We start from the raw sequence: 20,904 nt of genomic DNA on the forward strand, positions 1-20,904 counted from the left end.
TAAGCGATCGCTTACAGAATGAATCGACAAACGCTGACGCATGCCGCCGCCAGGGCCGAAGCCCTGGCGGCGAACACGGTGCCCGCCGGCGCGAGCATTGGCTGGGGCACCGTCGGTGGCGCGGGGCCTCAGGCCTCGATCGGGGCGCGCCAGTCGTCGGAACCGGAGGTGCCGGCGACGGTGTGTTCCCAGTCGATCTTGCGGTAGGCCAGGGAGACGTCCATCAGCTGGGTGAATTCAGAGCTGTTGGAATCCTGGGCGTGGGGCATGCGCAGGTTGATGTCGACGATGGTGGCGTCGGTCAGCGCGGTGGTGAAGAAGTGCTCCTGCTTGCCTTCGACGGAGGTGCGGTACCACTTCAGCTCGACGTTGGGCAGCATCTCCCCGGAGGCCAGGGCGTTGTACAGCAGCGGCACGGCCTTGTTCAGGGCCACGGTGAAGATGAACGGCTTATGGGCGCGCTGGCCGGAGGGCTGGCCGGACTGCGGGTCGGTCGGCACGGTGACGATGTGCTTGAACTCCTGCACCAGCATCTCGTCCTCGTGGCCCTCGACGTAGATGTTGCCGACGGACTCGGGGGTGAAGGCACCGGCGGTGATGTTGCCCTGGGTCTGGCCTTCGATGCTGATATAACACGGCGTAGGCATGGGTCTGCTCCTTGACGTTGAATGACGGTGTCCGATGGACGCCCTATAGGAGCAGATCGCGTGCCACTCTTATTGATTTACTTTTATTTCAATATCTTACCAAAACACCACCTCAAAAACCCCACTATGCTTAGGCAACAACTTGCCCAGAGCGAGCAAGTTGTTGCCCGGCAGGCAAAAAGTCGCCTAACCAAATTATGCGGCAAGAGCCACCTTCCCACCCGGGTGATCCTGTTGTGCCTCTCTCGATGCGCCGGAAGATACCCGCCGAGGGCCGCCACCATACGCTTCCTCAACTTTCTTCCGAGGGCGGCGCAGTGCGGACCCAGCCCTCCAGGCGCCGGCCCAGGCGCAGCAGGCCGTAGACCGCGACGGGCACGGCCAGCATCAGCGCCACCCCCCAGTCCCGGGTGTTGATCAGCCAGGCCAGCGGCAGCACCACCGCCGTGGCGGCGCCGAACCAGGCGGCCACGGCCAGGGCGAGTCGGGGCGTCGGTGTCATGGCGAGCCTCCTCAGCGGGCGATGATCTGGCGGTAGATCCCCGGCAGCGCCAGGGAGAGGTGCTCGGGGCGCTGGACGATGGCGTAGCCGCCGCGGCCGAACAGGTGGGGAATGTAGCGCCCCGCCTCGCCGTCGATGGTCACCCCGAACACCCGCACCTCCTGGCGCCGGGCCTCGAGCACCGCCTTGCGGGTGTCCTCGATGCCGTAGCGTCCCTCGTAGTAGTCGGTGTCGTTGGGCTTGCCATCGGTGAGCAGCAGCAGCAGGCGATGGCGGTTGGGCCGCTCGGCCAGCTCGCCGGTGAGGTGGCGGATCGCCGGCCCCATGCGGGTGTAGTGGCCGGGCCGGAGGGCCGCGACGCGCCGCTCCACCCGCTCGCCCATGGGCTCGTCGAAGCCCTTGAGGGTGTTCACCCAGACCTTGTGGCGGCGGTGGGAGGTGAAGGTGTGGATGGCGTAGTCGTCGCCGCAGCCGGCCAGGCCGTGGCCCAGCACCAGCAGTGCCTCCTTGGCCACGTCCAGCACGCGGCGGTCCTGCAGCCAGGCCTCGGTGGACAGCGAGACGTCCACCAGGATCGACACCGCCAGGTCCCGGGCCTGGGTGCGGCTGTCCAGGTAGCAGCGGTCGCTGGCCTCGCCGGTGGCGGCCAGGTCGCAGCGCGAGCGGATCAGCGCGTCCATGTCCAGCTCATGGCCATCGAGCTGGCCGCGCAGGGTCTCGCGCCGGGGCCGCAGCGCCTCGAACTCGCGGCGCACCCGGCGGATGCGCCGGCGGGTGGCCTCGTCGGGCGACCAGTCCTCGCCCTCCTCGTCCTGCAGGCCGCTCAACACCACGCAGTGATCGGGCAGGTAGGCTTGCTTGCGATGGTGCCATTCCGGGTAGGTATGGCGGCCGCGCAGCCGCCCGCCCTCGACCGCGTCCGGCGCCAGGTCCAGGTCGAGCTTGAGCCGCGAGCTGGCCCGCCGACGGTTGGGGGTCAGCACGATCTCGTCGATCTGATCGGCGGCCTGGCGCGCCTCGTCCTCCTCCTCGTCCTCCACGTGGCGGTTGAGGTTCACCATCTCGGCCCAGGAGAGCATCTTCTCGGAGGCGTTGAGGATCAGCGGGTCGTCGCGGTCGGCCTGGTCCTGCTCGCGGCGATCGGCCCGGCGCTTGCCGTGATCGTCCTCCCGGGCGTCCGGGCCCGTGCTCGGCGCCTCGTCGTCCGCCGGGGCCTCGCGCGCCCCGTCCCGGGTGCCCAGCCGCAGGGCCCGGCCCCACAGCGGCACCGGCAGCGGCGGGCGATAGCCCCGCGGCGCCTGGAAGCTCGCCAGGTCCAGCGTCGCGTCGTCGAGGGCGCGGCGCATGGCCCCGGCCCAGCCATCTGCGGGCGCCGGCGCGCCGAGCTCGGCGCGCAGCACGTCCTCCAGCGCCGCCTCCAGGGGCGGCAGGCGCTTGCGCCGCGGCCGGATCGCCAGCAGCGTCCGGCACAGCCGGGCGTGGCGTTCGGCGAGGCCGGGGAAGCGGGCCAGGGCGGCGGCGGTGGCGCGACGCGCCTCGCGCAGCTGCCAGAGGTCGGCCTGGAGGGGATCGGACGGCGGCTCGGTCGTCCGCGCCTCGGCCAGGTAGGCGGTCAGCCACAGGTAGAGGTCGCGGTTCAGCGCGGCCTCGTCGAACAGCGCGATGCGCGGCGGCAGCAGCAGGTGCTCCTCGTCGCGGCGCGCCTGGTCGAGGGCCTCCTCGTCGAGGCCGAGGCGCTGGCGCAGGCTCAGGCGATGGGAAGAGGCGCGGGCGGCGATGGCGCCGACCTCGATGCCGGCCTCGCCGCCACCGGCGCGGAAGAAGACGCCGAGCATGGGACGCAGCGTCTCCAGGTGCACCGCCGCCTCGGGGTGGTCGGGGTAGCTCGCCGCGCCGGAGGCCCACCGGTGCCAGTGCCGGCCGACGAACTCCTCGACCTCCAGAAAATCCAGCATAGATGTTCTCCCGAAGGAAGCGCTGACACATGTCGCGAGCGACGAGAGGCTGGCCGCCGCCGGAGCGCAGCTACCGGAGTTGACTGGCTGCTCAATGAGGATAGCGAGCACCGCCGGCGGCCAGGATATCGATCGCAGTAATGTGTCAGGGTTTCCTCAGCCGAAGGTGGCGTGGATGGCTTCCAGCAGCCCCTCCTGGACGTCGGCGTCGTCGGAGAGCGGCTCCACCAGGGTGGCCCGGGCCGCCTCCAGGATCGGCATGCCGCCCTGGATCAGGGTCGCGCAATAGACCAGCAGCCGGGTGGAGACGCCCTCCTCCAGGTCCTGGCCCTTCATGGCCCGCAGGCTGGCGGCCAGGTTGACCAGGGCCGCGCAGCGCTCGGCGGCCAGGCCGCTCTCCCGGGCGACGATGTCGCGCTCCACCGCCGGGGGCGGGAAGTCGAAGGCCATCGCCACGAAGCGCTGGCGGGTGCTGGGCTTGAGCGACTTGAGGATGTGCTGGTAGCCGGGGTTGTAGGAGACCACCAGCATGAAGTCGTCCGGCGCCTCGAGCAGCTCGCCGGTGCGCTCCAGCGGCAGCAGGCGCCGGTCGTCGGTGAGCGGGTGCAGTACCACGCTGACGTCCTTGCGCGCCTCCACCACCTCGTCCAGGTAGCAGATGCCGCCCTCGCGCACCGCCCGGGTCAGGGGGCCGTCGACCCAGCGGGTCTCGCCGCCCTGCAGCAGGTAGCGGCCGGTGAGGTCGGCGGCGGTCAGGTCGTCATGGCAGGCCACGGTGTACAGCGGCTTGCCGAGCTTCGCCGCCATGTGGTGGACGAAGCGGGTCTTGCCGCAGCCGGTCGGCCCCTTGAGCAGCAGCGGCAGGCGCTGGCGAAAGGCCTGCTCGAACAGGCCGCACTCGTTGCCCACGCTGCGGTAGAAGGGGATCTGCGGCTCGTGGCCGGCGGCCATCGGGGAAACAGCCATGGGATCACTCCCGAATTCGATGAGGGAATAGGCGGCCCCGCGGGGCCGCCCGTCATCAGAGGCGCTCGGCCCCGGCGGTCAGCTGGGTGCCGCCGGCCGGCACCTGCTCGCGGACCCGACCGAAGAAGGACACGATCAACAGCACCGCGCCCACGGCCACCGCCGCGCCGGCGCCCAGGCGCATCAGGTAGAAGAGGTCGAGCTGGCTCTGCACTTCCATGTAGTTCATGCCCAGCACCCGCTGCAGGTGGGTCTGCACCACCCCGGCGAAGGTCAGGGTGAAGGTCATGAAGCACATGGCCGAGGTCATGATCCAGAAGCCCCACATGTTCATCACCTGGTTGTAGGGCTGGACGCGGCGCAGCTGCGGCATGGCGAAGGTCATCACCCCGAGGATCAGCATCACGTAGGCGCCGTAGAAGGCCAGGTGGCCGTGGGCCGCGGTGACCTGGGTGCCGTGGCTGTAGTAGTTGATGAACGACAGGGTGTGCATGAAGCCCCACACCCCGGCGCCGAAGAAGGCGATGGTCGGGCAGCCCAGGGACCACAGCATGGCCGCCTTGTTGGGGTGGTTACGGGAGCCCTTCCAGAACATGGTGAAGGCGAACACCACCATGGCGAAGAAGGGGATCACCTCGAGAGTGGAGAAGATGCTGCCGATGGGCTGCCAGTAGCCCGGCGCGCCGATCCAGTAGTAGTGGTGGCCGGTGCCCAGCAGGCCGGAGAACAGCGACAGGCCGACGATGACGTAGAGCCACTTCTCGATCACCTCGCGGTCGACACCGGTCATCTTGATCAGCAGGTAGCCGAGCAGCGAGGCCATGATCAGCTCCCAGACGCCTTCCACCCAGAGGTGCACCACCCACCACCAGTAGAGCTTGTCCACGGCCAGGTTGGTGGGGTTGTAGAAGGCGAACAGCCAGAACACCGCGGCCAGCCACAGGCCCAGCATCAGCACCAGGTTGATGGCGGTGCGGCGGCCCTTGGCGAGGGTCATGCTGGTGTTGAACAGGAACATCAGGAAGGAGATGGTGATCAGCACCTTGACCCAGAACGGCTGTTCCAGGAATTCGCGCCCCTCGTGGATCCCGAACTGGTAACCGACCAGGGCGGCGGCGCCGGCGAAGGCGAAGATCGCCAGCTGCAAGTAGGCCAGCCCGGGGCTGTGGATCTCCTGCTCGGCCTCCTCGGGCATCAGGTAGTAGGTGCAGCCCATGAAGCCGACCAGCAGCCAGACGATCAGCAGGTTGGTATGGCTGACGCGCATGATGTTGAAGGGCATCAGCTCGGCCATGAAGTTCGGCCAGGCATAGACGGCGGCGGCCAGCAGGCCGAAGACGATCTGCAGCGCGAACAGCGCCATGGCCACCATGAAGAAGGGCAGGGCCACCCTCTGGGTCTCGTATTTCATCGCGGTGATTCTCCTTGGGTCATCCGAAGCGCTCGCGGCTCAGCCGGCGGGGTGCGGCGGCCAGTCCTGAGCGTCGATGCCATCGGTCCACTCCAGGAAGTCGACCAGGGCGTCGAGCTCCTCGTCGCTGAGATCGAACTGCGGCATCTGGCGCCGCCCCGGGGTGCCCAGCGGCTGTGCCTTCATCCAGGCGATGAGCCCGGCCCGGGCCGCCTCGGGGTTCTCGCGGCCGCCGTAGCGCGTCCAGACATTGCCCAGCTCCGGGGCGAAGTAGGCGCCCTCGCCCATGATGCTGTGGCAATTGATGCACATGTTCTCCTCCCACACCTCCTTGCCGTGCGCCACGGACTCGGTGAGGCCGGCGCTGTCGGTGGAGTCGGTGACCATGTACCAGTGGCTGTGGGCCGTCAGCGCGGCGAACAGCAGAAAGAAGAACAACGACCCGCCATAGAAGATGTTGCGGGCCGCCGACTTGGTGAGACCCTCGGCCATAGATCTTACCCTCCTCGCTCGCTAGGCGCCCGGAGGCTGCCGTGCTTATTAACATGTATTAAAAATGCATGTTAAGGGTAGCGCCCCCGGTCGTTGCCCGCCATGACATCGATCAAGTCCGGCGAGATCGGCGGGGGCGCCGGCGGGCGCCCCCACGCTCAGTGGCCGAGGATCTGGCTGAGGAAGAGCCGGGTCCGCTCGGACTCGGGGTGGTTGAAGAAGGTCTCGGGAGGGGCCTGTTCGATGATCTGGCCCTGATCCATGAAGATCACTCGATCGGCCACCGTCTTGGCGAAGCCCATCTCGTGGGTCACGCAGAGCATGGTCATGCCATCCCGGGCCAGCTCGACCATGACGTCGAGCACCTCCTTGATCATCTCCGGGTCCAGCGCCGAGGTGGGCTCGTCGAACAGCATCACCTCCGGGCGCAGGCACAGCGCCCGGGCGATGGCCACCCGCTGCTGCTGGCCGCCGGACAGCTGGCCGGGGTACTTGTGCGCCTGGTCGGCGATGCGCACCCGTTCGAGGAACTCCATGGCGGTTTTCTCCGCCTCGGCCCGGGGCTTCTTCTGCACCCAGGTCTGGGAGATACAGCAGTTGTCGAGCACCGAGAGGTGGGGGAAGAGGTTGAAGTGCTGGAAGACCATGCCCACGTTGCGGCGGATCTGCTCGATGCGCTTGACGTCCTGGGTCATGGTCACGCCGTCGACGACGATGCGTCCCTGCTGATGCTCCTCGAGGTGGTTGAGGCAGCGTATCAGGGTCGACTTGCCGGACCCCGAGGGGCCGCAGATGACGATGCGCTCGCCCTTGGCCACCGTCAGGTCGATGTCGCGCAGGACGTGGAAGTCCCCGTACCACTTGTTGAGCCCCCGGACCTCGATCATCGGGGCGTCGGCGGGGGCGCTGGCCGTGTTGGTGGTCGCCATGGCGGTGTTTCCTTGTTGTTAATTGCTGTCGTTGCTGCTGATTTACCAGGCTTGCTGATCAGTGCCTGTGGCCGGTATGCAGGCGCCTCTCGATGTACTGGCTGTAGCGCGACATGCTGAAGCAGAAGATCCAGAACATCAGCGCCGCGAAGACGTAGCCCTCGGTGGCGAAGCCCAGCCAGTTGCTGTCGGTGAGTCCGGCGCGGATGATCGCCAGCAGGTCAAACAGGCCGATGATCAGCACCAGCGAGGTGTCCTTGAACAGCGCGATGAAGGTGTTGACGATGCCGGGGATGACCAGCTTCAGCGCCTGGGGCAGCACGATCAGCCCCATGCGCCGCCAGTAACCCAGCCCCAGCGCCTTGGCGGCCTCCTCCTGGCCCCGGGGAATGGCCTGCAGGCCGCCGCGCACCACCTCGGCCATGTAGGCGCTCCAGAAGAACATGATGCCGATCAGCGCCCGCAGCAGCTTGTCGAACTCCACCTCGGTGGGCACGAACAGCGGCAGCATCACCGAGGCCATGAACAGCACCGTGATCAGCGGCACCCCGCGCCAGAACTCGATGAACACCACGCACAGGCCGCGTACCAGCGGCATCCGGGAGCGCCGGCCCAGGGCCAGCACCACGCCCAGCGGCAGCGAGCCGACGATGCCCACGGTGGCCACCGTCAGGGTCAGCATCAGCCCGCCCCACTCCCGGGTCGGCACCGCCGCCAGGCCGAAGTGACCGCCCAGCAGCAGCACATAGGCCACCGCCGGGAAGCCCACCAGGGCGAACAGCCCCACCCAGCGCTTGGCCGGCAGCCGGGGGATCGCCAGCCAGGCGATCAGCAGCGCCAGCAGGGTGAAGACCAGGTCCACCCGCCAGCGCGCGGCCTCGGGATAGAAGCCGTAGACGATGGTCTCGAAGCGGGCGCTGATGAACACCCAGCAGGCTCCCTCGCCCGAGCAGGCCTCGCGGGTCGAGCCCAGCCAGTCGGCGTCGATCAGCGCCCATTGCACCAGCGGCCACAGCCCCCAGCCCAGCCCGGCCAGGACGAGCAGGGTGATGACGCTGTTGATCGGTCCATTGAAGAGGTTGGCGCGCAGCCAGCCGAGGGCGCCCCGCCGCAGGTCCGGCGGCCGGCGCGCCTCGATCATCTCGATTCGTGTCGCCATCTCGGCCATGTCATCGCTCCTTGAGCAGGGTCCGGGCGTTGTAGAGGTTCATCAGCGCCGACACCGCCAGGCTGATCAGCAGGTACACCGCCATGGTCATGGCGACGATCTCGATGGCCTGGCCGGTGTTGTTGAGGGTCGTGCCGGCGAACACCGCGACCAGGTCCGGGTAGCCGATGGCCGTGGCCAGCGAGGAGTTCTTGATCAGGTTCAGGTACTGGCTGGTGAGCTGGGGCACGATGACCCGCATGGCCTGGGGAATGACCACCTTGCGCAGGGTGATGTCGCCGGGGAGGCTGATCGCCCGGGCCGCCTCGATCTGCCCCCTGGGGACCGACTGGATGCCCGAGCGCACGATCTCGGCGATGAAGGACGCCGTGTAGATCGACAACGCCAGCCACAGCGCCATCAGCTCGGGAATCACGGTCACGCCACCCTCGAAGTTGAAGCCCGCCAGGCTGGGCAGGTCCCAGGCGAGCGGCCGGCCGGTGGCCAGGAAGGTCGCCAGCGGCAGGCCGACCAGGATCAGCGCCCCCAGCCGGTAGACCGGCAGGGCCCGGCCGGTGCGGGCCTGCAGGCGACGGGCGTAGAGCGCCAGGCTCGCCACCAGGACCACCCCCAGGGCCAGCGCCCAGAGCGTCGCGGCGAAGCCCGGCTCGGCCACCGGGGCCGGCACGATCAGGCCGCGTACGTTGAGGAAGAAGGCCTCGAACAGCGACAGGCTCTGGCGCGGGCTGGGCAGCGCCTGGAGCACGGCGAAGTACCAGAACAGGATCTGCACCAGCAGCGGGATGTTGCGGAAGATCTCCACGTAGGCGGCGGCCAGCCGGGCCAGCAGCCAGTTGCTGGAGAGCCGGGCGATGCCCACCGCGAAGCCGATGAGGGTCGCGGCGACGATCCCCAGGCCGGACACCAGCAGGGTGTTGAGTAGCCCCACCACGAAGGTGCGGCCATAGGTGCTGTCGCCGCTGTAGTCGATCAGGGTCTGGGGGATGGAGAAGCCGGCCCGCTCCTGGAGGAAGCCCAGGCCGGTGGTGATGCCGCGGGACTCCAGGTTGGCCAGGGTGTTGGACACCATCATGGCGATCAGCGCCAGCAGGCCCAGCAGCAGCACCGCCTGGACCGCCAGCGCACGAACGGCGGGGTCCCGCCACAGCGGGCCCCGCTCGGAAGACGAAGAACGCAGCATGTCGAGCCTCGAATACGGTGAAACGGCCCGTCACCCCCGGGCGGGGGCGACGGGAAAGGGAGGGTCGATGCTCAGCGGACGGGCGGGGCGTAGAGGATACCGCCCTCGTTCCACAGGGCGTTCATGCCGCGGCCGATGGCGAGCGGCGACTCCTCGCCCACGGTCTGGGCGAACACCTCGCCGTAGTTGCCCACCTGGGCGATGACCTGGTAGGCCCAGTCGTTGTCGAGGCCGAGCTGTTCGCCGTAATTGCCATCGCTGCCCAGCAGCCGCGCGACCTGCGGGTTCGGCGGGTTCTGCTTCATGGTGTCGACGTTGTCGCTGTTCACGCCCAGCTCCTCGGCGTTGACCATGGCGAAGACCGTCCACTGGACGATGTCCAGCCACTGATCGTCGCCCTGGCGGACCACCGGCCCCAGCGGCTCCTTGGAGATCAGCTCGGTGAGGATCTCGACGCTGTCCGGCTCGGGCAGCTGCAGGCGCAGGGCGCTGAGCTGGGAGGTGTCGGAGGTCAGGACGTCACAGCGGCCGCTGGCGAAGCCCTGGGCGGTCTGGTCCGGGGTATCGAAGGTCACGGTGTTGATGTCGATGCCGCGGGACGGGAAGTAGTCGGCCAGGTTGAGCTCGTGGGTGGTGCCGGACTGGATGCAGATCGAGGCGCCGTTGAGGTCCTCGAGGCTCTCGATGCCCAGGTCCTTGGCGACCATGAAGCCCTGGCCGTCGTAGAAGGTGGTGGTGGTGAAGTTCAGGCCCAGGGAGTTGTCCCGGGTCGCCGTCCAGGTGGTGTTGCGGGACAGCACGTCGATCTCGCCGGACTGCAGGGCGGTGAAGCGCTCCTTGGCGGTCAACGGGGTGAAGACCACCTGCTCCGGGTCGCCGAAGATGGCCGAAGACACCGCCCGGCAGGTCTCGACGTCCAGGCCCTGCCAGGTGCCGCCTTCGTCCGGCGAGGAGAAGCCGGACAGCCCGACGTTGACCCCGCAGCGCAGGTTGCCGCGCTCCTGGACCTCGTCGAGGGTGGCCGCCGAGGCCTGGCCGGCCAGCCCCAGGGCGAGGGTGGCGGCGGAGAGGGTGATCAGCGTCTTGTTGTTGTGGCGCATGCCTTGATCTCCATGGCGTTGTTATGTGGTTTGTGCCTTGTTTCAGCACTTTCGAACATAACAGACCATGGAGGCCGGGGCGCCGGATTGCCATTAAACGTTTGTCTCGCCCCGGTGCCGGACGCGCTCAGCTCTCCTCGGTGAAGTCCTCGATCCAGGTCAGGGCGGCCACGCTGGCCGGCAGCCCCAGGGTCGGAATGCCCAGCATGGCCACCTGCTTGAGCGCCTCGGGAGACTCGCCCTCTGCCAGGGCGCGACGCACATGAGAGTGCACCGCGCCTTCGGAGCCGGCACCCACGGCCAGGGCCAGCTTGATCAGGCGACGGGTGCGGGCGTCCAGGGGCCCGGTCTCGGCACAGGCCTTGCCCAGCGCCGAGAAGGCCTGCCAGACCTCGGGATACTGCTCGGCCACCTGGCCGGCGCCGGCGGGAAGCGACGGTTTCGCCATGGGGATCTCCTCACGATGAATGACGGCCCCCAGTATAGGAAGCCGTCGCTCAGGCCAGCCAGGACAGCGGGCTGTGACGCACGGCGGCCCCCACCATGTAGGCGAAGACCGCCAGCGCGGCGAGCGCCGCCAGCCCTCGCGCGCGCGGCGTGGGGCCGCGCTTGATGGCCAGGGTGCCCAGGCCGATGTAGGCCAGCAGGCCGAGCAGCTTGGCGGCCAGCCAGGGCTGCTGGTGGGGCCACAGCGCCAGGCTCGCCATCAGCCAGACGCCGAGCCCCAGCAGCAGGGTATCGATGAGGTGGGGCAGCACCCGCACCCAGCGCCGGGCGAGCCGCGGCGAGCCCGTCACCGACCACCAGGCCCGCACCAGGAAGAGCGCCAGGCTGGCCCCGGCGGCGGTCATGTGCAGGTGCTTGACGAGCAGATAGTGTTCCAACGGCGGCCTCCGGCTTCGGTGAACGCTCCAGAGCGGCTGCGAGCTGCGGGCTGCGGGCTACGGGCTGCGGGCTACGGGCTGCGGGCTGCGGGCTGCGGGCTGCGGGCTGCGGGCTGCGGGCTGCGGGCTGCGGGCTGCGGGCTGCGGGCTGCGGGCTGCGGGCTGCGGGCTGCGGGCAGTCTCCATCCTGCTCGGACTGGCTTCCTACCCCTCACCCCTCACTCCTCACTCCTCACCCCTCACTCCTCACTCCTCACTCCTCGCCCCTCGAACCTCGCCCCTCGCCCCTACCCGTCCTGGCCGTCGACCCTGGGCGTGGTCAGGGGCACCACATAGTGAAGCAGGAAGATGGCATAGGCCAGGCACCACAGGATGATGCCCAGGCTGTAGGTCAGGTGGGTGATGGCGGGAAAGAGCGCCAGCACCGGCGCCCGGACCACGGCGGCGACCAGCAGCATGCCCAGGGCCACGCCGATGCCGGGCAGGCAGGCGATGGGGCGCCCGGTATGGCCCAGCGAGACCCGTGCCATCATCGCCAGCATCATGGTGCCCATGCCGCCGATGGTCAGCGCATGTACCGCCAGCTCGACCCGGAAGGCCCCCAGCGCCGCCAGGGCCCACATGGCCAGCCCCAGGGGGATGGCCGCATAGCTGGCGTGCAGGCTCCACAGCAGCGGCTCGCCCAGGGTGCGGTGGCCGCCCCAGCGAGCCAGGCGCAGGCCGTTGGCCAGCGCCGCCAGCCCCAGCAGGCCGGCATGCAGCCCCCCGGGCAGCGGTGCCCCCGCCATCACGGCGAGCTGGACCAGCACCAGCGCCAGCAGGCTGCCCAGGGTCAGGCCCTCCAGCCGCGGGCAAGGCGCCGGCTTGGGCCGCCCCAGGCGATTGGCGGTGAACATCGGGATCACCCGCCCGCCCAGCACCACCATCAGGCCGGCGATCAGCAGCACCGCCAGGTGCGCCCCTTGGCGGACCAGGGCGGCGTCGCCGTTGGCGACCCCCAGGTGCATGGCCAGATTGGCCAGGGTGAGCAGGCCCAGCGCGGGCAGGAAGACCAGATTGCGCCAGCGTCGGGCGGCGATCACCAGTCGGGCCAGAACCGCCGCCACCAGCGGCAGGAAGAGCAGGTCGACGGCGGCGATCAGCGCGGGCGGCAGCCCCTGGGGAAAGGCCAGCAGCCCGCGCCCGGCCAGCCACAGCGCCACCAGCCCCAGCAACGGCCAGCCCCTCAGGCTCGGCCGGCCGGTCCAGTTCTGCACCGCGGTAAGCAGGAAGCCCGCCACCACGGCGGCGGCGAAGCCGAACAGCATCTCGTGCTGGTGCCACCACAGCATGCCGCCCAGGGGGCGCAGCAGGATGTCGCCGTGCCAGAAGGCCAGCCAGACCAGCAGCGCGGCCATGCCGAACAATGCGGCCAGCAGGAAGAAGGGGCGGAAAGCCAGGCGCGCCAGGGGCAGCCGGGCCGGGGAGAGCGAGATGGCGGTCATGGCGGAATACCCGACGTCGAGACTGGGATATCGCCATTGTGCGCCAGTCGGCGACGACGGACCATGACAGGCATCAAGAATGCTACTTTATGCCGCAGGCGGCCGCCTCAGGCGTCATCGCCATGCTCGACCGGGGCGTCGCGGTCGTAATGGAACTTCATGTAGGCGATGCCCGGCGCCATCACCAGCCGCCAGGCCAGCTCCACCTCCTCGCTGCACTCCGGGTCGTAGTCCCGCAGGGTGGCGATCAGGGCTTCCAGCCAGAGGTCGTAGAGCCCCGGGCGGATGTCCAGGTGGCGACGGCCATGGCGAATCGCCACGCCCTCCAGGTAGTAGTCGACGTGGCCGGCGGCATAGAAGGTCAGCAGGTGGTAGAAGGCCTTCTTGAGCATGGCCTGCTGGTGCGCCATGTCGGTGTGGCGGAACTTCTCCGCCACCTCCGGCGAGGCCGCCAGGAAGCGCGCGTAGAAGGCCTCGAAGAAGCCCGCTCCGCGGATCTCGCGCGCCAGGGCGCGCGCATAGCTGGCATCGAAGACCGCCGTGATGTCCACGCCTGTCCCTCCCCCGACGCGTCCGGGATCGCGCGGTCCCGTGTCCGCCCTCTCCTTCAGGGTAGGCGCGCTCCCCGCCCCGGGCGGCGCGAACCGGCCGCGCCTTGATCGACATCAAGCCCGGCGCGACGACCTCAGTGGCTGGTGCCCTCCTCGTAGCGGGTCTTGTTCCAGACGTTGTACTTGCCCGAGGGCTTGTCCATGGGCAGCCGGCGGCGCTCCTCGAGGGTCTCGGCGTCGTAGACCACCACCGCCCCCTCCCGATCCCAGATGCTCAGCAGGGCGTGTTCGCCGTCGCGATCGAACTCCACATGGGCGGCGGTCTTGCCCGGCGCCGGGGTCAGCGTCTCGACGATCTCCAGGCTCGCCTTGTCGATGACGTGGACCCGGTCGCGATGGGGACCGAAGAAGACGTCCACCCAGGCGTAGGGCGAGTCGGCATGGCTGCGCATGAAGAAGCCCGGGCCGTCGGTCTCCAGGGTCTCGAGCAGCGACCAGTCGCTCATGTCGATGATCGACACCGCCGCCCGGGACAGGTGGGGCATCGCCATCACCCGCCGCCCCCGATACTCCCAGGTGATGCCCGCGCCCAGGTGCGGCATGCCCTCCAGCGGCAGGTCGGCGACCCGCTCGCCGCTGTCCAGGTCGATCACCATGCCGCCCTCGCCGCCCCGGGCGGCGCCGATCACGTGGCGATAGCCGGGATCGAAGAAGAAATCGTCCAGGTAGTCGGGAACCGGAATGCGCCGCACCTCGAAGCTCGGGGTGTCATGCCCGTGCCGAGGCGCGAGCGGCGTGGCCATATGCCCGGTGGCCACCACCGGTTCCGAGGGTTGCGGCCAGGGGATCTCCCAGACCTCCCGGAGGTCCTTGAGGGCGGCGATGAAGCTGCCCCGGGGCGGGGCGGCGTAGACGGCGCTGACCCGGGAGCTCTCGCCGGCCGCGTCGGCCACCGGATAGACCCGCATCGGGTCTAGGTCGTGGGCATCGAACAGCACCAGGCTGTGCGGCAGGTAGTTGGCCGCCATCACGTAGCGGCCGTCGGCGGAGACGGCGATGTTGCGCATGTTGAGGCCGGCGCGCACCTCGGCCACCACCTCCAGGTTGTAGAGGTCGAACTTGGTGATCCAGCCGTCCCGGGAGCCGAAGAAGACGTAGCGGCCGTCCGGGGTGTACTTGGGCCCGCCGTGCAGGGCATAGCGGGTCGGGAAGCGGTGGATGCGCTCGAAGTCGTCGCCGTCCAGCACGCTGGCGTGATGGTCGCCGCTCTCCACCACCACGAAGAGGTTCAGCGGATCGGCGTCGAACACCGGGACGTCGGGCAGGCTGCCGAAGGGGTGCGGCACCCGCTGGCTGGCGACGATGTCGGCCATCTCCCAGGTCGGCGGCTCGGCCGGGGGGCGGCGCACCCAGTCGGCCAGGGCGTCGATCGCCTCGTCGCCCAGGGCATCGCCGAAGGCCGGCATCTGGGTGGCGGCGCGGCCGTCGCGGATCACCGCCCGGGTGGCCTCCGGCGACAGCCGCGACAGGTTGCCCGGCAGCAGCGCCGGGCCCATGCCGCCGAGCCGGGCCTGCCCGTGGCAGGCGGCACAGTGCTCGGCGTAGAGGTCCGCCGGACCCGCTGCCGCATCGGCGGCGACGGGCCCGGCCAGCAGCAGGGTCAGCAGCAGCAGGCAGACACGAGGCATCACAGCGCGATTCGCTCCCTGTCGGCGTCATGATCCGGCGCGCCGGCCAGGGGCATGGCGGCCGCCTCGGCGGGCGCCAGGGCATCGGCCAGGCGCACCACCTCGCCCACCACGATCAGCGTCGGCGGGTCGAGCCGCTCGCGGTCGATGGCCGCCACCAGGTCGTCCAGGGTGGTGACCACCCGGCGCTGGTCCGGGGTGGTGCCGCGCTGCACCAGGGCCACCGGGTGATCGCCCGGCAGGCCATGGCGCTTGAGCTGGCGCTGGATCAGGCCGGCATTGGCCAGGCCCATGTAGAACACCGTGGTGTGGCGGGGCACGGCCAGGGCCCGCCAGTCCAGGGCCAGCTCGCCGTCACCCTTGCCGTGGCCGGTGACGAAGGTGACGCTCTGGGCGTGGTCACGATGGGTCAGCGGGAAGCCGGCGTAGGCCGCGCAGCCCTGGGCCGAGGTGATGCCGGGCACGGCCCGGAAGGCGATGCCGTGGGCGATCAGGACCTCGGCCTCCTCGCCGCCGCGGCCGAAGATGTAGGGGTCGCCGCCCTTGAGGCGCACCACCCGCCGGCCCTCGCCGGCCAGGCGCACCAGCAGGGCATTGGTCTGCGCCTGGGTCAGGGCGTGACAGCGCGCCGCCTTGCCCACGTAGTGGCGCTTCGCCCGGCACGGGGCCAGGGCCAGCACCTCGGCGGAGACCAGCCGGTCGAAGACCAGGCAGTCGGCCTGCTGCAGCAAGGCCAGCGCCCTGAGGGTCAGCAGCCCCGGATCGCCGGGCCCGGCCCCGACGATGGCCACCTCGCCCGGGGCCAGGGGCGCCTCGGCGAGCTCACAGGAGATTCGATGGGTCATCACGGCGTTCCTCAGGTCAGCTCGACGGCCTGGATGGCCTGGTAGGGGGCGGCGATGCGCCGCGACGACGAGGGCTCGACGCCGATCTCGGCGTTGGTCAGGTAGCAGCCGGGATCCTCCTCCCAGGGATCGCCGGTGACCTGCCAGGCCCGCACCCGGGTGTTGCCGTTGCAGATGGCCAGGAAGCGGCAGCCCGCGCAGCGCCCCTTCAGCGGGCGCGGACGCCGGCGGAAGCCCTCCATCAGCGGATCCCGGGGATCGCGCCAGATCTCGGAGAAGGGCCGCTCGCGGACGTTGCCCAGCCGGTGATCCCACCAGAAGGTGTCCGGATGCACGTTGCCGAGGTTGTCGATGTTGGCGACATGCTGGCCGGAGGCGTTGCCGCCCCAGTGCTCCAGCCGCCGCCGCAGCGCCGGGACCTGCTCGGGGAAGTGATGGGCGGCCCACTGCAGCAGGAAGGGGCCGTCGGCGTCGTTGTTGCCGGTGACGTACTCGCGGTCGATGCCCCGCTCCAGCTCGCCCCGGCAGTGGTCGAACAGCCGGGTCATGGCGTCGCGGGTCATGCGGTGCCAGGCGTCGCGGCGGCTGTGGCGGCGACCGCGCCCGCCGTAGTTGAGGTGCGAGAGGTAGAACTTGTCCACCTCGTGCTCGGCGAGCAGCGCCAGGATATCGTCGAGCTGGGCGTGGTTCTCCCGGGTCAGGGTGAAGCGCAGCCCGACCTTGATGCCGTGGGCCTTGCACAGCTCGACGGCGCGCATCGAGTCGCGGAAGGCGCCGCGGCGCTGCCGGATGGCGTCGTGGGTCTGCTCCAGGCCGTCGATGCTGATGCCCACATAGTCGTAGCCGCAGTCGGCGATCGCCGCGATGTTGGTCTCGTCGATCAGGGTGCCGTTGGTGGAGAGGCCGGTGTAGAGGCCCAGCGCCTTGGCCCGTCGCGACAGCTCGAAGATGTCCGGGCGCATCAGCGGCTCGCCGCCGGAGAGGATCAGCGCCGGCACCCGGAAGCGCTGCAGGTCGTCCAGCACCCGGTGGGCCTCGTCGGTGCTCAGCTCGCCGGCGAAGTCGATGTCCGCCGAAGTGGTATAGCAGTGCTTGCAGGTCAGGTTGCAGCGGCGGATCAGGTTCCAGATCACCACCGGCCCCGGCGGCGTGCGGGGCGGCGGCACCGGGGCCGGCTCGAGCAGCGTCCTGATGTAGCGGGTGACTCTGAACATGGCGGTCTCTCCTCGGCGGGCGCGTCAGGCGCGCCTCTCGGTGTCCTGGCGCTCGCGGCCCTCGGCCAGCCGCAGGCCGGTCTTCTTGAGGATCCGCGAGCTGTAGAGGATGCGATGATCGCGACAGGCCGCGCCCAGGCGCTCGCGCAGCCGCTCGGCCTGGGCCTCGACCTCGGCCCGGCTGTGCCCGTGAAGCATGGCGAACAGGTTGTAGGGCCAGCGGGGCGGGTGGCGCGGCCGCCGGTAACAGTGGCTGACGCCCTCCAGGGCGGCGATCTCGCGGCCCAGGCGATCGATCTCGGCGTCGTCCACGTCCCACACCGTCATGCCGTTGGCCACATAGCCCAGGCGATAGTGGTTGGGCACCGCGGCGACGCGGCGGATCACGCCGCGGGCCTGCATGGCCTGCAGGCGGCGGCATACCTCCTCGCCGCTCATCCCGGTGGCGCGCCCCACCGCGTCCCAGGGATCGGGCACCAGCGGCAAGCCGGCCTGGGTGGCCACCACGATGGCCCGATCCCGGGCGTCGAGCCCTCCCGCGGCGTCAGGCACGCAGGTAGCGACGGACATGGCATTCCTCCTCCGTGAGCAGGTGGCGGGGGCGGCAGATCGCGGCAGGCCGGTCGCCGCCGACCCTGCGCTCAGACGGGCAGGTGCAGGCGGACATGGAACTCCTCCTCCTTGGGCAGGTTGAACACCTGCAGGCCGGTCGCTTCCTCGATCTCGGCCAGCGCCGCCTCGAGGCGGGCCGGGGTCTCGGTGGCCAGCACGAACCACATGTTGAGCTCGTGCTCGCGCCGGTAGTTGTGCGCCACCTCGGGGAAGGCGTTGACCGTCTCGACGACCCGCTCGAAGTCCGCCTCCGGCACCGCCAGGGCGGCCAGCGTCAGGCCGCCGCCCAGGCGCTCGGCGTGGTACATGGGGCCGAAGCGGGTGAGCACGCCGTCCTCGCTCAGGCGTTCGAGGCGGTAGATCAGCTCGCCCTCGCCGAGGCCCAGCTCCTCGGCCACCGCGGCATAGGGCCGCGGCACCAGCGGCAGGCCCGCCTGCAGGCGGTTGATCAGCCGGCGGTCGACGGCGTCCAGCGCGGACGGGGTCATGACGCCGCCTCCGGGGCGTAGCGCCCGCCGCACTGGCGATAGGCCCGCTCGCTGAACAGCACCCGGTGATCGAGATCCGCGAGGCCGAGGCGGGCCACGATCTCGTCGAGCTGGGCCAGCACCCGCTCGCGGCGGGTGCCGTGGATCATGCAGAACAGGTTGTAGGGCCAGTCCGGCGGCCGCCGCGGGCGCCGGTAGCAGAGCGTCACCGCGATCTCCCGGGCCAGGCGTCGGCCCACCTCGGCGACCCGCGCGTCCGGCACGTCCCAGACCACCATGGCATTGGCGCGAATGCCCAGCCGGCGGTGACGCACCACCAGGCCGAGGCGCTTGATCAGCCCCTCGGCCTGCCAGCGCCGCACGCAGGCCATGGCCTCGTCCTCGCTCAGGCCGCAGCGCTCGCCCAGGGCCTGCCAGGGGCGCGGCGACAGCGGCAGTCCCTCCTCGAGCAGGGCGCGCAGGCGCCGTCGGGCCTCGGCATCGCCGGGCAGCGGGTCGGGAGACAGGGCGGCATGGGTCATGAGGCCTCCAGCTCGAACCAGGGAATCGGGAACGCCAGGTCGATGTGATAGCCCTCCTGCATGGGCAGGCGCAGCAGCGGGCGGCCCAGCTCCGCCTCCAGGGCGTCCAGGCGCGCCGCCAGGCAGCCCTCGTCGGGGGCGGTCATGACGAACCACAGGTTGTAGTGGTGATCGCGGGCGTAGTTGTGGTTGACCCCGGGGGCGCGATTGACGCGCTCGGCCCAGGCGTCGCGCTCGGCCGGTGGCACGGCCACCGCCGCCAGCAGGCTGGCGCCGGCCCGGGCATGATCGAAGACCGGGCCCACCCGGCCGATCACGCCCAGCGCCTGGAGGCGCTCGAGCCGGGCGATCACCTCCGCCTCGTCGAGCCCCAGGCGTTCGGCCACGCGGGCATAGGGACGGGCGCACAGCGGCAGGCTGCGCTGGTAGCCGTCGAGCAGTCGACGGTCCAGGGCATCGAGGTCATGGTCGGTATCCGGCCGGGACATGGCGCACCTCCGTGAATTCGGGGCGGGCCGCCGCGCGGCCCGCCGGTGACGCCTCAGTAGACGTCGTGCTGGGTGTTGTAGACGTTGAACTTGCCGGTGGGCGTGACCAGGCGCTCGTCCTTGATCACCGCCTCCAGCTCGCGGGTCTCGTCGTCCACCACCACCAGGGCGGAGGTCTCGTCCATGGTGTTCCACACCGAGAACCACACCTCGTCGCCGGCGTGGTTGTACTCCGGCTGCACCACGCGCTTGGGCCCTTCGCCCAGGTCCGCCCACTCGGCGATCGGCAGCACCTCGAAGCCGGCCTCCGGGTCGTTGATGTCGTACACCGCCACGCTCTGGCTGATGTCCTCGCCCGGGTTGAGCGGCGTGTCGACGTAGAGGTTGTCGGACTCGGGGTGGGTCTTGATGAACAGCGAGCCGCCGCCCTGGCCCTCCAGGGTGCGCACCACCTGCCAGGCGTGGTCGGGGTGGCCCTCCGGGTCGGTGCCGATCAGCTGGATGGTGTTGTCGCCCAGGTGGCTGGTGGCCCAGACCGGCCCGAACTCGGGGTCGACGAAGTTGGCGCCGCGGCCCGGGTGCGGGATCTTGCCCACATCGACGATGGCCTCGAGCTCGCGCTCCTGGGCGTCGATGACCACGATCTGGTTGGACTCGTTGGCGGCGGTCATGAAGTAGCGCCCGGTGCTGTCCCAGCCGCCGTCATGCAGGAAGCGCGAGGTGTCGATCTCCACCGTGGACAGGGCGTCCAGGTCCTCGTAGTTGACCAGCTGGACCTTGCCGGTCTCCTTGACGTTGACGATGAACTCGGGGTGCTGGTGGGAGGCCACGATGGCCGCGACCCGGGGCTCGGGATGGTATTCCTGGGTATCCACGGTCATGCCCCGGGTGCTGACGATCCGCCGGGGCTCCAGGGTCTCGCCGTCCATGATCACGTACTGCGGCGGCCAGTAGGTGCCGGCGATGGCGAAGCGGTCCTCGTAGCCCTCGAACTTGGAGGTCTCCACCGAGCGGGCCTCGAGGCCGACCTTGATCGAGGCGACGATGCTCGGCTCCTCCATCCACAGGTCGATCATGTCCACCTTGGCGTCGCGGCCGATCACGAACAGGTAGCGCCCGGAGGCCGACATCCGCGAGATGTGCACCGCATAGCCGGTCTCCAGGATCCGCACGATCTCCTTGGACTCGCCGTCGATCAGGGCGATCTGGCCGGCGTCGCGCAGCGTCACCGAGAACAGGTTGGCCAGGTCCAGGTCGTTCATCTGCTCGGTGGGACGCTCCTCCGGCGGCACGACCAGCTCCCAGGTCTCCTCCATCTCGGGCAGGCCGAACTCGGGGGGCACCGGCGGCTCGTGCATGATGTAGCGCGCCATCAGGTCGACCTCTTCCTCGGAGAGCTCGCCCGAGGTGCCCCAGTTGGGCATGCCGGCCGCGGACCCGTAGGTGATGAAGGCCTTGAGGTACTCGAAGCCGCGCTCCTGGGTGATGTCGGTGGTCAAGGGCTTGCCGGTGGCGCCGTTGCGCAGCACCCCGTGACAGCCGGCGCAGCGCTGGAAGTAGATCTCCTTGGCGCGCTCGAACTCGGCCTCGGTGAGGTCCGGCGCGCCGGGGGTGGTCACGACCCGGGCCGACTCCGCCGCCACGGCCGACTCGGTGCCCTGGTAGGCGGCCTGCGACTCGTCACTCTCTTCCTCGAATGCCTGGGCCACGCCGAGCCCGAGGGCGGCCGAGGTCACGGCCACGGCGAGCGGCCTGAGAAATCCGTGTTGCGTCTTCATC

22 protein-coding genes are annotated in these 20,904 nt (G+C 70.0%); all 22 read right to left on the minus strand.

Going from position 1 to position 20,904, the window contains the following annotated elements:
- Positions 1-128 precede the first annotated feature (128 nt).
- The 22 genes from QC818_RS08615 to QC818_RS08720 all read right to left on the minus strand — a co-directional run bounded on the left by QC818_RS08615 (position 129) and on the right by QC818_RS08720 (position 20,903).
- Positions 129-647 carry an Hcp family type VI secretion system effector gene (locus QC818_RS08615; RefSeq protein ID WP_309652439.1) on the minus strand — a complete coding sequence of 173 codons (519 nt, stop codon included), beginning with the start codon at positions 645-647 and terminating at the stop codon, positions 129-131.
- 292 nt (positions 648-939) lie between these two features.
- Positions 940-1,149: a hypothetical protein gene (locus QC818_RS08620; RefSeq protein ID WP_309652440.1), complete on the minus strand. Its 210-nt coding sequence runs from the start codon at positions 1,147-1,149 to the stop codon at positions 940-942.
- 11 nt (positions 1,150-1,160) lie between these two features.
- Positions 1,161-3,104: a nitric oxide reductase activation protein NorD gene (locus QC818_RS08625; protein ID WP_309652441.1), complete on the minus strand. Its 1,944-nt coding sequence runs from the start codon at positions 3,102-3,104 to the stop codon at positions 1,161-1,163.
- Between the two features lie 156 nt (positions 3,105-3,260).
- Positions 3,261-4,070 (minus strand): CbbQ/NirQ/NorQ/GpvN family protein, encoded by an 810-nt coding sequence (locus QC818_RS08630; RefSeq protein ID WP_309652442.1) that lies wholly within the window; start codon positions 4,068-4,070, stop codon positions 3,261-3,263.
- Between the two features lie 55 nt (positions 4,071-4,125).
- Complete coding sequence (locus QC818_RS08635) at positions 4,126-5,481, minus strand: cbb3-type cytochrome c oxidase subunit I (RefSeq protein ID WP_309652443.1); 1,356 nt, start codon at positions 5,479-5,481, stop codon at positions 4,126-4,128.
- 39 nt (positions 5,482-5,520) lie between these two features.
- Positions 5,521-5,973: a c-type cytochrome gene (locus QC818_RS08640; protein WP_309652444.1), complete on the minus strand. Its 453-nt coding sequence runs from the start codon at positions 5,971-5,973 to the stop codon at positions 5,521-5,523.
- A 158-nt stretch (positions 5,974-6,131) separates the two neighbouring features.
- Positions 6,132-6,902: an amino acid ABC transporter ATP-binding protein gene (locus QC818_RS08645; RefSeq protein ID WP_309652445.1), complete on the minus strand. Its 771-nt coding sequence runs from the start codon at positions 6,900-6,902 to the stop codon at positions 6,132-6,134.
- 58 nt (positions 6,903-6,960) lie between these two features.
- On the minus strand, positions 6,961-8,070 hold the full coding sequence (locus tag QC818_RS08650; protein ID WP_374710071.1) for an amino acid ABC transporter permease: 1,110 nt from the start codon (positions 8,068-8,070) through the stop codon (positions 6,961-6,963).
- 1 nt (position 8,071) lies between these two features.
- Positions 8,072-9,250, minus strand: a complete 1,179-nt coding sequence (locus QC818_RS08655) for an amino acid ABC transporter permease (RefSeq protein ID WP_309652446.1) — start codon at positions 9,248-9,250, stop codon at positions 8,072-8,074.
- Positions 9,251-9,321: 71 nt separating this feature from the next.
- On the minus strand, positions 9,322-10,350 hold the full coding sequence (locus QC818_RS08660) for an amino acid ABC transporter substrate-binding protein (RefSeq protein ID WP_309652447.1): 1,029 nt from the start codon (positions 10,348-10,350) through the stop codon (positions 9,322-9,324).
- Positions 10,351-10,477: 127 nt separating this feature from the next.
- Positions 10,478-10,798 carry a carboxymuconolactone decarboxylase family protein gene (locus tag QC818_RS08665; RefSeq protein ID WP_309652448.1) on the minus strand — a complete coding sequence of 107 codons (321 nt, stop codon included), beginning with the start codon at positions 10,796-10,798 and terminating at the stop codon, positions 10,478-10,480.
- A gap of 49 nt (positions 10,799-10,847) precedes the next feature.
- Positions 10,848-11,234 carry a SirB2 family protein gene (locus QC818_RS08670; RefSeq protein WP_309652449.1) on the minus strand — a complete coding sequence of 129 codons (387 nt, stop codon included), beginning with the start codon at positions 11,232-11,234 and terminating at the stop codon, positions 10,848-10,850.
- Between the two features lie 287 nt (positions 11,235-11,521).
- Positions 11,522-12,718 (minus strand): NnrS family protein, encoded by a 1,197-nt coding sequence (locus QC818_RS08675; RefSeq protein WP_309652450.1) that lies wholly within the window; start codon positions 12,716-12,718, stop codon positions 11,522-11,524.
- Between the two features lie 107 nt (positions 12,719-12,825).
- Positions 12,826-13,269, minus strand: coding sequence for a globin (locus tag QC818_RS08680; protein ID WP_309652451.1), 444 nt, complete (start codon positions 13,267-13,269; stop codon positions 12,826-12,828).
- A 134-nt stretch (positions 13,270-13,403) separates the two neighbouring features.
- Positions 13,404-14,957: a cytochrome D1 domain-containing protein gene (locus QC818_RS08685; protein WP_309652452.1), complete on the minus strand. Its 1,554-nt coding sequence runs from the start codon at positions 14,955-14,957 to the stop codon at positions 13,404-13,406.
- A complete protein-coding gene (cobA, locus tag QC818_RS08690) occupies positions 14,957-15,802 on the minus strand; it encodes a uroporphyrinogen-III C-methyltransferase (protein ID WP_309652453.1) in 846 nt (281 codons plus the stop codon). The genes QC818_RS08685 and cobA overlap by 1 nt, the downstream gene beginning before the upstream one ends.
- An 11-nt stretch (positions 15,803-15,813) precedes the next feature.
- A complete protein-coding gene (gene nirJ, locus QC818_RS08695; RefSeq protein ID WP_309652454.1) occupies positions 15,814-17,016 on the minus strand; it encodes a heme d1 biosynthesis radical SAM protein NirJ in 1,203 nt (400 codons plus the stop codon).
- A gap of 24 nt (positions 17,017-17,040) precedes the next feature.
- Positions 17,041-17,586: a siroheme decarboxylase subunit beta gene (gene ahbB / locus QC818_RS08700; protein WP_309652455.1), complete on the minus strand. Its 546-nt coding sequence runs from the start codon at positions 17,584-17,586 to the stop codon at positions 17,041-17,043.
- A gap of 71 nt (positions 17,587-17,657) precedes the next feature.
- Positions 17,658-18,116 (minus strand): Lrp/AsnC family transcriptional regulator, encoded by a 459-nt coding sequence (locus tag QC818_RS08705; RefSeq protein WP_309652456.1) that lies wholly within the window; start codon positions 18,114-18,116, stop codon positions 17,658-17,660.
- Entirely contained in the window at positions 18,113-18,637 is a 525-nt protein-coding gene (ahbB, locus tag QC818_RS08710) for a siroheme decarboxylase subunit beta (RefSeq protein ID WP_309652457.1), read from the minus strand. Before ahbB (QC818_RS08710) ends, QC818_RS08705 begins: the two co-directional genes overlap by 4 nt.
- Positions 18,634-19,125, minus strand: a complete 492-nt coding sequence (locus QC818_RS08715; protein ID WP_309652458.1) for an Lrp/AsnC family transcriptional regulator — start codon at positions 19,123-19,125, stop codon at positions 18,634-18,636. The genes ahbB (QC818_RS08710) and QC818_RS08715 overlap by 4 nt, the downstream gene beginning before the upstream one ends.
- A 53-nt stretch (positions 19,126-19,178) precedes the next feature.
- On the minus strand, positions 19,179-20,903 hold the full coding sequence (locus QC818_RS08720) for a cytochrome D1 domain-containing protein (RefSeq protein ID WP_309652459.1): 1,725 nt from the start codon (positions 20,901-20,903) through the stop codon (positions 19,179-19,181).
- Position 20,904: the final 1 nt, after the last annotated feature.

The organism is Halomonas koreensis (assembly GCF_031451675.1).
In the GTDB taxonomy this organism is placed as follows: domain Bacteria; phylum Pseudomonadota; class Gammaproteobacteria; order Pseudomonadales; family Halomonadaceae; genus Halomonas; species Halomonas koreensis.